A 15,393-nucleotide genomic window follows, 5' to 3' on the forward strand; every position below is an offset into this window, starting at 1 on the left:
TTAGAGCTTAGCCTCACTGAAAAAACCGGCTGAACGCCGCGACCAACGGCCCTCGGGGCGGAAACTGGCCACACCCTTGTGTGTAATCAGGGTTTCCCTCGGTAGAGTGCGGTCATGTATGCTACGGCGCTTCCTGTAACTCCACTTCCAGCTCGCCTGGGCACCGAAACGCCAATTTGGCGTCATCACCGTCCAGCGTTGCATTGAAGAGGATTAGGCCACCCCTATTCAGTTCAAAAGTAGCCATGCACGAACAATATCAGCCCCGTGAAATCGAAGCCGCCGCCCAGTCGTTCTGGGACGAGCAAAAGTCCTTTGAAGTCAGTGAACAGCCAGGCAAGGAGACCTTCTACTGCCTGTCGATGTTCCCTTACCCCAGCGGCAAGCTACACATGGGGCACGTGCGCAACTACACCATCGGCGACGTGATCTCCCGCTACCAGCGCATGCAAGGCAAGAACGTCCTGCAACCCATGGGCTGGGACGCCTTCGGCATGCCGGCGGAAAACGCCGCGATGAAGAACAACGTAGCGCCCGCCAAATGGACCTACGAAAACATCGCCTACATGAAAAGCCAGCTGCGCAGCCTGGGCCTGGCGGTGGACTGGTCGCGCGAAGTGACCACCTGCAAGCCCGATTACTACCGCTGGGAACAATGGCTGTTCACTCGCCTGTTCGAAAAAGGCGTGATTTACAAAAAAAGCGGCACCGTGAACTGGGACCCGGTCGACCAGACCGTCCTGGCCAACGAGCAAGTGATCGACGGTCGCGGCTGGCGTTCCGGCGCGCTGATCGAAAAGCGCGAAATCCCGATGTACTACTTCAAGATCACCGCTTACGCGGATGAGCTGCTGGAGAGCCTCGACGAACTGACTGGCTGGCCTGAACAGGTCAAGACCATGCAGCGCAACTGGATCGGCAAATCCCGCGGCATGGAAGTGCAGTTCCCGTATGACGTCGATTCCATCGGTGAAACGGGCGCGCTGAAAGTCTTCACCACCCGTCCGGACACCCTGATGGGCGCCACCTACGTTGCCGTGGCCGCCGAACACCATCTGGCGACCCTGGCCGCACAGAACAACCCTGAGCTGCAAGCGTTCATCGCCGAATGCAAGGGCGGCAGCGTTGCTGAAGCCGACGTCGCCACTCAAGAGAAAAAAGGCCTGCGTACTTCGCTGTTCGTCGAGCACCCGCTGACCGGGGAGAAACTTCCGGTATGGGTCGCCAACTACGTGCTGATGCACTACGGCGATGGCGCCGTGATGGCTGTTCCGGCGCACGACGAGCGGGATTTCGAGTTCGCCCAAAAGTACAACCTGCCGATCAAGTCGGTGGTGCGCACCAGTGCAGGCGACACCAACCCGGCCCCGTGGCAGGACGCTTACGGCGAGTACGGCACGCTGATCAACTCCGGTGAGTTCGACGGTCTCGACTTCGCGGGCGCTTTCGACGCCATTGAAGTCGCACTGATCAAGAAAAACCTCGGTGCCTCGCGCACCCAGTTCCGCCTGCGCGACTGGGGCATCAGCCGTCAGCGCTACTGGGGCTGCCCGATCCCGATCATCCACTGCGATACTTGCGGTGATGTGCCGGTGCCGGAAGATCAACTGCCCGTGGTGTTGCCGGAAGACGTCGTGCCGGACGGCGCCGGCTCGCCGCTGGCCCGCATGCCCGAATTCTACGAGTGCAGTTGCCCGAAATGCGGCGCACCGGCCAAGCGTGAAACCGACACCATGGACACCTTCGTCGAGTCGTCGTGGTACTACGCCCGTTACGCCTCGCCGCACTATGAAGGTGGCCTGGTAGAAAAAACCGCGGCCGACCATTGGCTGCCGGTTGATCAATACATCGGCGGTATCGAACACGCCATCCTTCACCTGCTCTACGCGCGCTTCTTCCACAAACTGATGCGCGACGAAGGCCTGGTAAGCTCCAACGAGCCGTTCAAGAACCTGCTGACCCAGGGCATGGTCATCGCCGAGACTTACTACCGTCGCGAAGCCAACGGCGCCTACACCTGGTTCAACCCGGCGGACGTCGAACTTGAGCGTGACAGCAAGGCCAAGGTCATCAGCGCCAGGCTGATCGCCGACGGTCTGCCGGTAGAAATCGGCGGCACCGAGAAAATGGCCAAGTCGAAGAACAACGGTGTCGACCCACAGTCGATGATCGACCAGTTCGGCGCAGACACCTGCCGCCTGTTCATGATGTTCGCCTCGCCACCCGACATGAGCGCGGAATGGTCCGACTCCGGAGTAGAAGGTTCGCACCGCTTCCTCAAGCGCGTCTGGCGCCTGGCTCAAGCCCACGTCACTCAGGGCCTGCCGGGCAAACTGGACGTCGCCAGCCTGAATGACGAGCAGAAAGCCATTCGCCGTTCGATCCACCTGGCCATCAAGCAGGCCAGCCACGACGTCGGCCAGAACCACAAATTCAACACCGCCATCGCCCAGGTGATGACGCTGATGAACGTGCTGGAAAAAGCCGCGCAAGGCACCGAACAGGATCGCGCACTGGTTCACGAAGGCCTGGAAGCCGTGACGTTGCTGCTGGCTCCGATCACCCCGCACATCTGCCACGAACTGTGGCATCGTCTGGGTCATGCCGACCCAGTCATCGACGCCGGTTGGCCGGTGCTGGACGAAAGCGCTCTGGTGCAGGACAGCCTGCAACTGGTGATTCAGGTCAACGGCAAGCTGCGCGGCCACATCGAAATGCCGGCCAGCGCCAGCCGCGAAGAGGTCGAAGCCGCCGCACGGGCCAACGAAAACGTCCTGCGCTTCGTCGATGGCCTGACTATTCGCAAAGTGATCGTAGTGCCCGGGAAACTGGTCAATATCGTCGCCAGCTAAATTGGATCGGGCGCCAGGTGAGCCTGGCGCCGAGTAAAACCTTTCGGGTCGCTTGACCGGCCCACATGGTTTCAAGGGGAGCAACAAGATGATCAAACGCAATTTGCTGGTGATGGGCCTTGCTGTCCTGCTGAGCGCCTGCGGTTTCCAGCTGCGCGGCACCGGCACCACCGAACTGGCGATCAAGGAACTCGACCTGAGCGCCCGCAATGCCTACGGCGAAACCGTGACACAATTGCGTCAGGTACTGGAAAGCAGCGGCGTCCGGGTCTACACCGGCGCACCTTACAAACTGGTGCTGACCGATGAGCAGGAAAGCCAGCGCATCCTCAGCTATGCCGGTGCCGGCCGTACTGGCGAGTACCAGGTGAACACCGTGCTCAATTACGACATCCGTGGTCAGGGTGACCTGCCACTGCTGAGCGACAAGCTTGAAGTGCAGAAGGTGTTCATCCACGACGGCAACAACCTGGTGGGCTCCGACCAGGAAGCCAACGATGCCCGCAAGGACATTCGTCGTGAACTGGTTCAACGCATGATGCTGCGTCTGCAACAGCTCACCCCGACTCAGTTGGAACAGCTGCAACAGACCGCCGACGCCCGGGCCAAGGCTGAAGCCGCCGCGCTGGAAGCGGCGCAGAAGGCTGAAGCGGAGACTCCGCGTCAGTCGCCTGTCGAACTGCCCCGGCAGTAAGACTTACGGGGCGCTCAGGCGCCCCGTTCGCCTCTTCTTATGAAACTCGCCCCCGCCCAACTCGGCAAACACCTGCAAGGCGCTCTTGCGCCGGTCTACATCATCAGTGGCGATGACCCACTGCTGTGTCAGGAAGCCGCCGACGCGATTCGCGCCGCTGCTCGCCAACAAGGTTTCGATGAACGCCAGGTCTTCGCCGCCGACGCCAGTTTCGACTGGGGTACGCTGCTGCAGGCTGGTGCAAGCATGTCGCTGTTCGCCGAAAAACGTCTTCTGGAACTGCGCCTGCCCTCCGGCAAACCTGGTGACAAAGGCGCCGCCGCGCTCATCGAATACTGCTCGCGCCCGGCCGAAGACACGCTGCTGCTGATCAGCCTGCCCAAGCTCGACGGTAGCGCGCAGAAAACCAAGTGGGGCAAGGCGCTGGTCGAAGGTCCGCAGACCCAGTTCGTACAGATCTGGCCAGTGGACACCAACCAGTTGCCGAGCTGGATTCGTCAACGCCTGTCCCAGGCCGGGCTGTCCGCCAGCCAGGATGCCGTCGAACTGATCGCCGCCCGGGTCGAGGGCAACCTGCTGGCTGCCGCCCAGGAAATCGAAAAGCTCAAGCTGATGGCCGAGGGCGGCCAGATCACGGTCGAAACCGTGCAAGCGGCGGTGGCCGACAGCGCGCGCTTCGATGTCTTCGGTTTGACCGACGCGATCCTCAACGGCGAAGCCGCTCATGCCCTGCGCATGCTCGAAGGGCTACGCGGCGAAGGTGTCGAACCACCGGTGATTCTCTGGGCGCTGGCCCGTGAACTGCGCCTGCTGGCCAACCTGTCGTTGCAATACAGCCAGGGCGTGCCGCTGGACAAAGCCTTCAGCCAGGCCCGACCGCCGGTCTGGGACAAGCGCAAACCGCTGATGAGCAAGGCACTGCAGCGCTACTCGGCGCAACGCTGGGCGCAGTTGCTGCTCGAAGCGCAACGCATCGACGCACAAATCAAAGGCCAGGCGGCGGGCTCGCCGTGGATGAGTTTGAGCCGGTTGACGTTGTTGATGGCAGGCCAGCGGCTGACCTTGCCTGCCGAGTAAGCACGCCCTCTGTAGCAGCTGGCGAAGCCTGCGTTCGGCTGCGAAGCAGTCGTAAACCCTGAATCCGGGATCATCCTGACACACTGCATTGTCTGACTTGACGACTGCTGCACAGCCGAACGCAGGCTCCGCCAGCTGCTACAGGGTGGTCGGCGAAAGGTCCTACGCAATGTGGGACTAGACAGAACCCCAACTTCGGCCGATGATTTGCCCCGCAATATCCACTCACTTGCGAGAGATCATCATGAGCAAAAAGCCATCCAGGCATGGCCCCAACAAGGCCAAATCCATCATCGCCCAGCCACTGTTCCGCAGCCGTCAGGAACGAGCCGGCAAGGGCAAAGGCAGCTACCGCCGCGAAGCCTTCCAGTCTAATAGCTGGGAGGCTTCTTACTTTCTGGCGGCTTGATTCCCCGCGCTCTTTGCCCCTAGCAACACCTCCCCAACTTCCCTGCCGACAATCCTTGTTACTGAGTCTGATCAGCCACACGAAACGTAAACGTGGCGGACTGTTCCAGCGTTTGAGGCAATGGAATGGAAATGATCGGTATCGTGACGCCCGTCAACTCCCGGAAACGCCGTTGGTAAAACTGTGCTCCCGCAAGACCTGTTGGCCTTGTGTAGAAAAACGCTTGAATCGGTAATTGGCCAGGTATGTTCTGCGCCCACGTTTTAAGTTTCGTGTCATTGGGAGTATTAAAGGCCTCAGGGGAAATGAGGCGTCCAGCGCGCATGCCTTCCAGAAATCGCGAAGCTGCAGCATTATTTGCAGAGTCCCGGACGTTGAATGAACACATCGATTCGTACTTATTACCTGTAGAAGCATCCCTCCGATATTTCGCTTCCCACTTCGCTGCAGTATCGATGATCGGGTTCTGCTGCTCGCAACTCTTGCTCACTGTCGGATATCTCGGATGTGCTCCGCAGCCCCCGTCCGGCCGGGCGTTGGAGGAGCCATCCACCGGAAAAAAGCACAGTATTTCTATATTCAGTTTCCCCGCCGGGGTGCTCAGGATTGGATAGAAAATAAAGCCACTGTCATAGGTATAAGCAAGTCGCTTCACCTTGTAGTCAGAGCGAAAGTAGGTAAAAGACACACCGCCATTGGCTTCCGAAGTCGGGCTCGGGTTCCAGGCATCAAAATGGGTAGAAGGCACCGTACCGCGCATCAAAAGGCCAGTACAAAGAAACGCCGGCTTAGAGGCGGAGCCACAATTATCCCGAGTATCTCGATATCGTTTCTCCAACTCAGCCGCAACCTGCGCTCCTGTCATGGTCGCTGAAAAGGACGCTACAGACTCTGTCGCAGAAGGACTGCTTGTCATCGAGCCGGCACTTACTTGAAGACTTTTCGCTGCCTGGGTATTAGTCGGATTGCTTGCCGAACAACCGGCCAGCAGAAGAGCTATAAGCAAGGGAAGTAATCGCTTCATCTTGGCACTCGTTTTCAAGGAATGATCAGGCGTAGAAACTGTTTTTTCTCCTACGTAAGGCTATTCAACACCTCCAAACTGCGGGCCGAATAGCTGCTAAATCTGACAGTTGAAGAGAGAGATAAATGGGGCTAGGTTATTCAGCGACCTGACAAGTCGCAGTCCAAATGTTTGCCAGGCAACCGATTCACTCGGCAGGCATGTTAAGGTCTGCACCTGATTCGTATCCTCTGGACCTGTGCATGCCCCTTTGTCTTTCCCGTCGTTGGCACCTTCGCCAATTGATAGCTGCCTCCAGCCTCGTTCTGCTTGTCGCCTGCGCGGAAAAACCCACCGCCGCCGACGCCCAGCCGCTTCAGACCCGAACCGTTGCAACGGCCCCTGCGGTCATTCCGCCAGTGGTTCCGACCGGTGAGGATCTCGATATCCAGCCTACCCAGACCTTTGCCGAATGGCAGGCGGGTTTTCGCAAGGACGCCCTGGCCGCCGGTATTCGCGCCGATCTGTTCGACCGCGTATTTGCCAATGTCAGCGTGGACAACAGCGTAATCAATGCCGACCGCAGCCAGCCGGAATTCACTCGCCCGGTGTGGGAATACCTCGATGGCGCGCTGTCGCCGCTGCGGGTACGCAAGGGTCAGGCCCTGGTCAGCCAGTACGCTGACATCCTGCAAAGCATCGAACAGCGCTATGGCGTGGACCGCCAGGCACTGGTCGCGGTGTGGGGCATGGAGAGCAATTTCGGTCAGTTCCAGGGCAACAAGTCAGTGATCAACTCCCTGGCGACCCTGGCCTATGAAGGTCGACGTCCGGGCTTTGCTCATGCGCAGCTGATTGCTGCCCTGCAAATCCTGCAACAGGGCGATATCGAACCCGAGAAAATGCTCGGTTCCTGGGCCGGTGCCATGGGGCAGACCCAGTTCATTCCGACGACCTATAACACCCATGCCGTGGACTTCGACGGCGATGGCCGCCGTGACATCTGGAACAGCTCCGCTGATGCATTGGCCTCGACCGCGCACTACCTGCAAAGCTCCGGCTGGCAGAAAGGCCAGCCATGGGGCTTCGAAGCGCAACTGCCAAGCAACTTCAATTACGCCCTGGCCGATGGCTCGATTCGCAAAAGCGTTGCCGAGTGGCAGCAACTGGGCGTTACGTTGCCCAATGACGGCCAGGTTCCGCCAGGTTCCGAACACTTGTCGGCCGCCCTGCTGCTGCCGGCTGGCTATCGTGGCCCGGCATTTCTGGTCCTCGATAACTTCCGCGCGATCCTCAAATACAACAACTCTTCGTCCTACGCTCTGGCCGTGAATCTGCTGTCCGAACGCTTCAATGGCGGCGGCCTGATCAACGGTCTATGGCCAAAAGATGACTTGCCGCTGAGCCGTACCGAACGAATCGAGCTGCAAACCCTGCTGAGCGCCCGCAACTACGACGCTGGCACCCCCGACGGGATTATCGGCGCCAATACCCGCAAAGCGATCCGCAGTGCACAGCAGTCGTTTGGCTGGCCCGCGGACGGGTATCCGACGCACAAGTTGCTCGAAAGTCTGCGGAACCGTTAAAAGCGTCGCGGGCAAGCCCGCTCCCACAGGATCAAGGTGTACGCGAATATGGTATTCGCCTTTGAACTTGTGGGAGCGGGCTTGCCCGCGAAGACTGACTGTCAGGCAGTAACGATCTAACGCTTGATCACCACATCCTGCTCCAGCACCAATGTCTTGCTTCCCGCATCCAACCGGACCAACGCCCCCATCGGCAACGTCAGGTTCGGGTCACAGTGCCCGCTGCGCCATCCGGCCAGCACGGGTATGCGCAACGGTGCGAAGGTCTGCTTGAGCAGGCCCTCCAACGCGATCGTGTCCACACCCGCCACATCCCCCACCAGAACCCCGCGCAACTTGTGCAGCGTGCCTGCCAGACGCAAATGGGTCAGCAGCCGATCGATGCGATACAGCGGCTCGTTGATGTCCTCGATGAACAGAATGGCGCCCTCGGCATCAATCTCGTAAGGCGTGCCCATGGTCGCGGCAATCATCGACAGATTACCCCCCAGCAAGCGCCCGTGAGCGACGCCTGGCGAGAGGGTCGTCAATGGGTAAGCCAGCGGATGCGTCAACACGCTATCCGCCTTCACCTGCCCGCGCAGCATGTTGAAAAATGAAAACTCGGTGGGCTGCTGCTTGTCACCCAGCAGATCGGCATTGAGCATCGGACCATGGAAGGTCACGAACCCTGCGTAACGGCTGATAGCCAGATGCAGCGCAGTGACGTCGCTATAGCCGATGAACGGTTTGGCGTTGTTGCGCAGTAATTCGAAATCGATACGATCGAGCAAACGCGGCGTACCGTAACCGCCACGCAGACAGATGATGGCGTCGACCTCGCTGTCGGCAAATGCCGCGTGCAAGTCATTGAGCCGCACGTCATCGCTGCCGGCCAGATAGCCGTCTTTCTCATAAACGCCGGGAAATACTCGTAGCGAATAGCCGCGAGCACGCATCCAGGCAATGGCTTTATCGGTGTCCAGAGCAGCGGGGCCGGCAGGCGCAATGACGCCGATCCGCCCTTCAGGCGGCAAGGCCGGAACAGGGACGTGAGGACAAAGGGTGTGGGTCGGTCGAGCAGTCATCCATGATTCTCCCTGTGTGAATGCTTCAGCACACAGTAGTCAGGAACGGAAATAAACAAAAGAGGGTCAGTCGCACCACGGTTTGCAGGAAAAGACTGAAGAGGCTGTGGCACCGCCAATGAAAACGCCCGCAAGGCCTTAAAAGCCTTGCGGGCGTGTTCTTTTTCTCAGCGCGGAATCAGGACGACATCAACTCGGCCTTGACCAGCTTCGCCTGCTCGTCGGCGTGGTACGAGGAGCGTACCAGCGGGCCGGAAGCGACGTTCTTGAAGCCCATCTTGTAACCTTCCTCGGCGAACCAGGCGAAGGTGTCCGGGTGCACGAAGCGCTGAACCGGCAAGTGACTGCGGGATGGTTGCAGATACTGGCCCAGGGTCAGCATGTCGATGTCGTGCTCGCGCATGCGCTTCATGACTTCGATGACTTCTTCGTCGGTCTCACCCAGCCCCAGCATCAGGCCGGACTTGGTCGGAATGTGCGGCATCATTTGCTTGAAGCGTTGCAACAGGGTCAGCGACCACTGGTAATCCGAACCCGGGCGCGCAGCCTTGTACAGGCGTGGCACGGTTTCCAGGTTGTGGTTGAACACATCCGGCGGCTCGGCGGCGGTGATTTCCAGCGCAACGTCCATGCGGCCACGGTAGTCCGGGACCAGGGTTTCGAGCTGTACGTTCGGCGACAGTTTGCGGATTTCGCGGATGCAGTCGGCAAAGTGCTGGGCACCACCGTCACGCAGGTCGTCACGGTCCACCGAGGTGATCACCACGTATTTCAGTTTCAGGTCGGCGATGGCAATGGCCAGGCTTTCCGGCTCGTTCACGTCCAGTGGCTTCGGACGGCCATGGCCAACGTCGCAGAACGGGCAACGACGGGTGCAGATGTCACCCATGATCATGAAGGTCGCGGTGCCACCGGAGAAGCACTCGCCCAGGTTCGGGCAGGACGCTTCTTCGCAAACGCTGTGCAGCTTGTGTTTGCGCAGCAGGGCCTTGATGCGGTCAACCTCCGGGGAAACCGGGATGCGCACGCGAATCCAGTCGGGTTTCTTCGGCAGTTCGGTAGTCGGGATGATCTTCACCGGGATGCGTGCAACCTTCTCGGCGCCGCGCAGCTTGACGCCGGCTTCAACCTTGGCACGCGGGGCCGGACGCTCGGTGACATCGAGCGTCGGGATCATGGTTTGCACTGCATCAGTAGTCATATCAGTCGATTCCGCCCGTTAGGGTCGTCTGCTCAGCATAGTCGAGGTGTTTGACGAGCTGCGCGCGCAGCCGGGCACTTACCTCGGCAAATTCAATCGGTCCTGCGTGATCGCGCAGCTGGGTCATCGCCAGCCCGGCATAGCCGCAGGGATTAATCCGTCGAAACGGTTCCAGGTTCATATCCACGTTCAGGGCCAGGCCATGAAAGGAACAACCGTGGCGGATCCGCAGACCCAAGGACGCGATTTTCGCGCCATCGACATAAACACCCGGCGCATCCGGCTTGGCCACAGCGGTCACGCCGTAACTGGCCAGCAGCTCGATCAGGCATTGCTCCATGCGGCTGACCAGATCACGCACGCCGAAACCCAGTTTGCGCACATCCAGCAACAGGTAGGCCACCAACTGGCCCGGACCGTGGTAAGTCACCTGACCACCGCGATCGACCTTTACCACCGGAATATCCCCGGGCAGCAACAGGTGCTCAGCCTTGCCGGCCTGGCCCTGGGTGAACACCGGCGGGTGTTCCACCAGCCAGATCTCGTCGGCGGCATCGCTGCCGCGTTCGTTGGTGAAGCGTTGCATGGCATGCCAGACCGGCTCGTAAGCCATCTGGCCGAGCTCGCGAAAGCCCAGCGTGCCGGACATCACAGCACCATGTGCACGAAACCGGTAGCCCGCAACTCGCTGTTGATGTCGTACAGCTGTTCCTGGCCGGTGGCGATGATGTGCAACTGGATGGTCGTGTACTTGCCGTTGGTACTCTGCCGTTCGGCAAAAGTGTTGTGATCAACGGTCGCGTGTTTCTCAAGGATTGCGATGATCTTGTCCTTGAATCCCACACCGGTGTCGCCGATTACCTTGATCGGGTAATCCGCGCAGGGGAATTCGATTTTTGGCGCCTTTGCTTCGGTGTCTGTCATGGCGTAACGGCCTCGTAAGCCGTGGCAACGGACATGGCCCCGTTCTGGATTGGAACGGGGCCATGCAGGTCCACACTAATTCAGTTGAACAAGCCGTAGAAGAATAGACGGATGCTATCCCACATGCGGCGGAAGATACCACCTTCGTCGACCGCGTCCAGCGCGATCAGGTCGGCGCTGTGCACCACTTTGTCGTCCAGTTTCACTTCGACTTTACCAATCACGTCGCCCTTGGCGATTGGCGCAACCAGTTGCGGGGTCATGGTCATGCTGGCGGCGAGCTTTTTCAGCTGGCCTTTGGGCAAGGTCATGGTCAGGTCTTGAGCCAGGCCGGCCTTGACTTGATTGGTGGTGCCTTTCCAGACAGGTGCCTGAGCCAGCTCGGCGCCTTTCTGATAGAAGGTCTGGGTTTCGAAGAAGCGGAAACCGTAAGTCAGCAATTTCTGGGTTTCGGCAGCACGAGCCACTTCGCTGTTGGTGCCGAACACCACGGCGATCAGGCGCATGCCATCACGTACGGCCGAAGACACCATGCAGTAGCCGGCTTCGTCGGTGTGACCGGTTTTCAGACCGTCGACAGTCTTGTCGCGCCACAGCAGCAGGTTGCGGTTAGGCTGCTTGATGCCGTTCCAGAAGAACTCTTTCTGCGAGTAGATCGCGTAGTGAGCCGGGTCTTCGTGGATGATCGCGCGAGCCAGCACGGCCATGTCGTGAGCCGACGAGTAGTGCTCCGGGTTCGGCAGGCCGGTCGGGTTCATGAAGTGGGTGTTGGTCATGCCCAGATCGGCCACGGTTTTGTTCATCAGGTCGGCGAATGCGTCTTCGCTGCCGGCGATGTGCTCGGCGAGCGCAACACTGGCGTCGTTGCCCGACTGAATGATGATGCCGTGCAGCAGATCACTGACGGTGACTTGCGAGCCGACCTTGATGAACATCCGCGAACCGCCGGTACGCCAGGCGTTCTCGCTGACGGTCACCGGATCGTTTTCGCCGATCTGGCCACGACGGATTTCCAGGGTCGCGATGTACGCGGTCATCAGCTTGGTCAGGCTGGCCGGGGGCAGACGCTGGTCGCCATTGTTCTCTACCAGCACGTTGCCGCTGCTGGCGTCCATGAGTACATAGGCTTTGGCGGCCAGTTGCGGTGGCGACGGCATCATCTCGACCGCGAATGCGGCAGGCGAGAGGAGCAGCGGGACTAGCAGGCACAGGCGTTTGGCAAAGGTGGTGATGTTCATCCGTCTCTCGAAATCGCTAATGGAAACTGCCCTAGGGCAAAACTAATCAGACAACTTTATAAAAGCTGTCACGTATTCAGTTGCTCACTCTGTAACCCTTGCCGGGCTTTTGTTCTTCAACGAGCCAACAACCCGGTTCGCCCCCCAAACCGCAAGCGAACCGTCAATCAGGTACTACGTGTTACTCGGCGGTGACCAGGCTCGGCGAACCGAGATTGGCCAGGCGCACGCTGTTCTGCACTTGCTGGATTTCACCTGGCGAGCCGATCGGCCCCATGCGTACCCGATGCAGTGTCTGCTGGTTACGCACGATCGAGCTGATGAACACCGGAGCGCTCACCATCCCGCTGAGCTTCGATCTCAGGAGTTCTGCAGCGTCCGGGTTGGCGAACGCGCCCACCTGCAGATACTGGCCAGAGGCTGGTACAGAAGCGTTTTTTTTTGCATCGATCTGCACGGGCACAACGGCCGCGGCGTGTTGCTGCGGCGGTGGCGTCCATTGCTCGACGGTGCCGGTGGATGCCGTCACGGTCGGCGTGGCATTTTGCGCCACTTGCGGCTCGTTGAGCATCAACGGTGCCGGACGACCTTTCTGCGCCCACCATTCTTGCGGGTCGATGCCTTCGACCTTGACCCGCGCCGTGCCGATTTCAGCGTAGCCAAGCTTCTTGGCGGCCGCATAGGACAAGTCGATGATCCGGTCCGAATAGAACGGCCCACGGTCGTTGACCCGCAGAATCACCGTTTTGTTGTTGTCCAGGTTAGTCACCCGAACGTAACTTGGCAGCGGCAATGTCTTGTGAGCGGCGCTCATGCCGTACAAGTCATACACCTCACCGTTGGCGGTGTTCTGACCGTGAAACTTGGTGCCATACCAGGACGCCGTGCCCGAAGCGACGTAACGCTTGGACTCTTGCAGCGGGAAGTAAGTCTTGCCCAGCACGGTGTACGGGTTGGCTTTATAAGGACCGCTATGCAGGGTCGGTGTGGCATCCGGGATACGCGACACATCGACGTCCCACCAGGGTGCGCCATCCTTGTGCGCCCGGTTGATATCCAGGCCAGGGACCGAACGAACGGCGGTGGAAGACTTCTGAGTCGGTGAGCGGCTGGTCGAACAACTGGCGACCAGCACCGCCAACGCGGCGAATGCCATGAGCTTCAGGGGTTTATTCATAGGCAATGCCCGCATTACTTGACGCCCCGTGCTTGGACCAGCTGTTCAGACAGTTGATGTACAGCCATGGCGTACATCACGCTGCGGTTATAACGCGTAATCGCGTAAAAATTCGTCAGGCCCATCCAGTATTCCGGGCCATTGTCACCTTCCAGGCGGAAAGCCGTGACCGGCATATCATCGCGCAGCGCATCATGACTCGACCAGCCCAGCGCCCGCAACTCCCCGACGGTTTTCGTCGGCTCGATGCCGTCGGTCAGCCCGTCGTCCACCTGATCGCCGCGCACATCGGCACGGCTGACCACAGGTTCGCCGGCGACCCAGCCATGTTGCTTGAAATAACTGGCGACGCTGCCGATGGCGTCATCGGGGTTGGTCCAGATATTGATGTGGCCGTCACCGTCGAAATCCACGGCATAGGCGCGAAAACTGCTCGGCATGAACTGCGGCAACCCCATGGCCCCGGCGTAGGAGCCTTTGAGTGTCAGCGGGTCGACCTGCTCTTCACGGGCCAGCAGCAGGAATTCGCGCAATTCCTTGCGGAAGAAATCGGCACGGGGAGGATAGTCGAAACCCAGGGTCGACAAGGCGTCGATCACCCGATAATTACCGGTATTGCGGCCAAAAAAGGTCTCGACGCCGATGATCGAGACGATCACCTGCGCCGGCACGCCGTATTCCTGCTCGGCACGGGCCAGCACCGCCTCGTGCTGACGCCAGAAGTCCACGCCACGGGCGATACGCGCATCGGTGATGAACATCGGGCGATATTCTTTCCACTGCTTGACGCGTTCGGCCGGTTTGGAGATCGCGTCCAGAATCGTCTGTTTGCGCTCGGCTTCGCGGAACACGCCCATCAGCTGTTCACCGGCAAAGCCGTAGTCGCGGGTCATTTCACCGACGAACTCGGCCACCTGGGGTGAACCTTCGTAATCGCCGGCCAACGCTTCCTGCACGGAACCAAGGATGCCCACCAGGCCGACCCACGGTGCGTATCGAGTCGCCCAGCCACGCATTACTTGCATTGAAATCTTCACCTTATTCAAACCTGTGCGATCCACTTGCGATGGGTATGGATCGACATCAAAACCCCAAACGCTGACAGTAGCGTCACCAGCGAAGTTCCTCCGTAGCTAATGAACGGCAACGGCACCCCCACCACCGGCAACAGGCCACTGACCATACCGATGTTGACGAAAACGTAAACAAAAAACGTCATGGTCAGGCTGCCCGCGAGCAATTTGCCGAACAATGTCTGGGCCTGGGCGGTAATCACCAGCCCGCGACCGATCAACAACAGGTAAATCAGCAACAATGCGCAGATCCCCACCAGGCCGAACTCTTCACCCAGCACCGCAATAATGAAGTCGGTGTGGCTTTCCGGCAGGAAGTCCAGGTGCGACTGGGTGCCGAGCAACCAGCCTTTGCCGAAGACGCCGCCGGAGCCGATGGCCGCTTTCGACTGAATGATGTTCCAGCCTGTGCCCAGCGGATCGCTCTCGGGGTCGAGGAAAGTCAGGATTCGCTGCTTTTGATAGTCGTGCATGATGAAGAACCACATGCCGACCGCCACCGGCACTGCCGCGGCAATCACGCTGAGAATCCAGCGCCAGCGCAGGCCGCCCATGAACAGAACGAACGCACCACCGGCGAGAATAAGCAGAGAAGTGCCGAGGTCGGGCTGACGCACGATCAAGATGAACGGCAGCCCGATCAGAAACAGACTGACACCTACATGCTTGAGCTGCGGCGGCAAGGTGCGCTTGGACAGGTACCAGGCGATGGTCGCCGGCATCAGGATCTTCATGAATTCCGAGGGCTGGAAGCGGATCACCCCGGGAATGTTGATCCAGCGCGTGGCGCCCATGGCGTTGTGGCCCATGACATCCACGACTACCAGCAACAACACGCCAATCACATAACCGACCGGCACCCAGCGGGCCATGAAGCGCGGTTCGAACTGGGCGATGACGATCATCGATACCAGGCCGATACCGAAGGAAGTCGCTTGCTTGGCCAACAGATCCCAGCTCTTGCCGCTGGCCGAATACAGCACGAACAGACTGCCGGCAGCGAGGGTCAGCAGCAGGATCAGCAGCGGGCCGTCGATGTGCAGGCGTTGCAGCAGCGTCGCACGGCGCCGCATCACATCCTCGCTGGACAGA

The 15,393-nt window shown here is 59.7% G+C and carries 14 protein-coding genes; 5 read left to right on the forward strand and 9 right to left on the reverse strand.

Annotated features, from left to right (window positions below):
- Nucleotides 1-245 precede the first annotated feature (245 nt).
- From leuS to arfA, 4 genes are all read left to right on the forward strand, one after another.
- Entirely contained in the window at nucleotides 246-2,852 is a 2,607-nt protein-coding gene (leuS, locus tag PSH64_RS26430) for a leucine--tRNA ligase (protein ID WP_105343630.1), read from the forward strand.
- Between the two features lie 88 nt (nucleotides 2,853-2,940).
- Nucleotides 2,941-3,546: an LPS assembly lipoprotein LptE gene (lptE, locus tag PSH64_RS26435; RefSeq protein ID WP_105343629.1), complete on the forward strand. Its 606-nt coding sequence runs from the start codon at nucleotides 2,941-2,943 to the stop codon at nucleotides 3,544-3,546.
- A gap of 39 nt (nucleotides 3,547-3,585) precedes the next feature.
- Entirely contained in the window at nucleotides 3,586-4,623 is a 1,038-nt protein-coding gene (gene holA, locus PSH64_RS26440) for a DNA polymerase III subunit delta (protein ID WP_105343627.1), read from the forward strand.
- 244 nt (nucleotides 4,624-4,867) lie between these two features.
- Complete coding sequence (gene arfA, locus PSH64_RS26445; protein ID WP_065908951.1) at nucleotides 4,868-5,032, forward strand: alternative ribosome rescue factor ArfA; 165 nt, start codon at nucleotides 4,868-4,870, stop codon at nucleotides 5,030-5,032.
- Between the two features lie 58 nt (nucleotides 5,033-5,090).
- On the opposite strand, the gene PSH64_RS26450 is transcribed toward arfA, so the two are convergent.
- Nucleotides 5,091-6,056 carry a halovibrin HvnA gene (locus PSH64_RS26450; protein ID WP_146114691.1) on the reverse strand — a complete coding sequence of 322 codons (966 nt, stop codon included), beginning with the start codon at nucleotides 6,054-6,056 and terminating at the stop codon, nucleotides 5,091-5,093.
- 242 nt (nucleotides 6,057-6,298) lie between these two features.
- On the opposite strand from PSH64_RS26450, the gene PSH64_RS26455 reads away from it, so the two are divergent.
- Nucleotides 6,299-7,621: a lytic murein transglycosylase gene (locus PSH64_RS26455; RefSeq protein WP_105343623.1), complete on the forward strand. Its 1,323-nt coding sequence runs from the start codon at nucleotides 6,299-6,301 to the stop codon at nucleotides 7,619-7,621.
- A gap of 116 nt (nucleotides 7,622-7,737) precedes the next feature.
- On the opposite strand, the gene PSH64_RS26460 is transcribed toward PSH64_RS26455, so the two are convergent.
- From PSH64_RS26460 to rodA, 8 genes are all read right to left on the reverse strand, one after another.
- Nucleotides 7,738-8,688, reverse strand: coding sequence for an LD-carboxypeptidase (locus PSH64_RS26460; protein WP_105343621.1), 951 nt, complete (start codon nucleotides 8,686-8,688; stop codon nucleotides 7,738-7,740).
- Between the two features lie 178 nt (nucleotides 8,689-8,866).
- Complete coding sequence (gene lipA, locus PSH64_RS26465) at nucleotides 8,867-9,889, reverse strand: lipoyl synthase (protein WP_007946663.1); 1,023 nt, start codon at nucleotides 9,887-9,889, stop codon at nucleotides 8,867-8,869.
- Nucleotide 9,890: 1 nt separating this feature from the next.
- Complete coding sequence (gene lipB / locus PSH64_RS26470; RefSeq protein WP_105343620.1) at nucleotides 9,891-10,538, reverse strand: lipoyl(octanoyl) transferase LipB; 648 nt, start codon at nucleotides 10,536-10,538, stop codon at nucleotides 9,891-9,893.
- The gene (locus PSH64_RS26475) at nucleotides 10,538-10,813 is read right to left on the reverse strand and encodes a DUF493 domain-containing protein (RefSeq protein WP_105343618.1); all 276 of its coding nucleotides are present in this window, start codon (nucleotides 10,811-10,813) and stop codon (nucleotides 10,538-10,540) included. Before PSH64_RS26475 ends, lipB begins: the two co-directional genes overlap by 1 nt.
- 80 nt (nucleotides 10,814-10,893) lie before the next feature.
- A complete protein-coding gene (locus tag PSH64_RS26480) occupies nucleotides 10,894-12,051 on the reverse strand; it encodes a D-alanyl-D-alanine carboxypeptidase family protein (RefSeq protein WP_305479169.1) in 1,158 nt (385 codons plus the stop codon).
- Nucleotides 12,052-12,232: 181 nt separating this feature from the next.
- Nucleotides 12,233-13,243: a septal ring lytic transglycosylase RlpA family protein gene (locus tag PSH64_RS26485; RefSeq protein WP_105343614.1), complete on the reverse strand. Its 1,011-nt coding sequence runs from the start codon at nucleotides 13,241-13,243 to the stop codon at nucleotides 12,233-12,235.
- Nucleotides 13,243-14,253, reverse strand: a complete 1,011-nt coding sequence (gene mltB / locus PSH64_RS26490) for a lytic murein transglycosylase B (RefSeq protein WP_105343612.1) — start codon at nucleotides 14,251-14,253, stop codon at nucleotides 13,243-13,245. Before mltB ends, PSH64_RS26485 begins: the two co-directional genes overlap by 1 nt.
- A 17-nt stretch (nucleotides 14,254-14,270) precedes the next feature.
- A complete protein-coding gene (rodA, locus tag PSH64_RS26495) occupies nucleotides 14,271-15,374 on the reverse strand; it encodes a rod shape-determining protein RodA (protein WP_181150679.1) in 1,104 nt (367 codons plus the stop codon).
- Nucleotides 15,375-15,393 lie beyond the last annotated feature (19 nt).

It is taken from the genome of Pseudomonas sp. FP1742 (assembly GCF_030687145.1).
Taxonomy (GTDB): Bacteria; Pseudomonadota; Gammaproteobacteria; order Pseudomonadales; family Pseudomonadaceae; genus Aquipseudomonas; species Aquipseudomonas frederiksbergensis_D.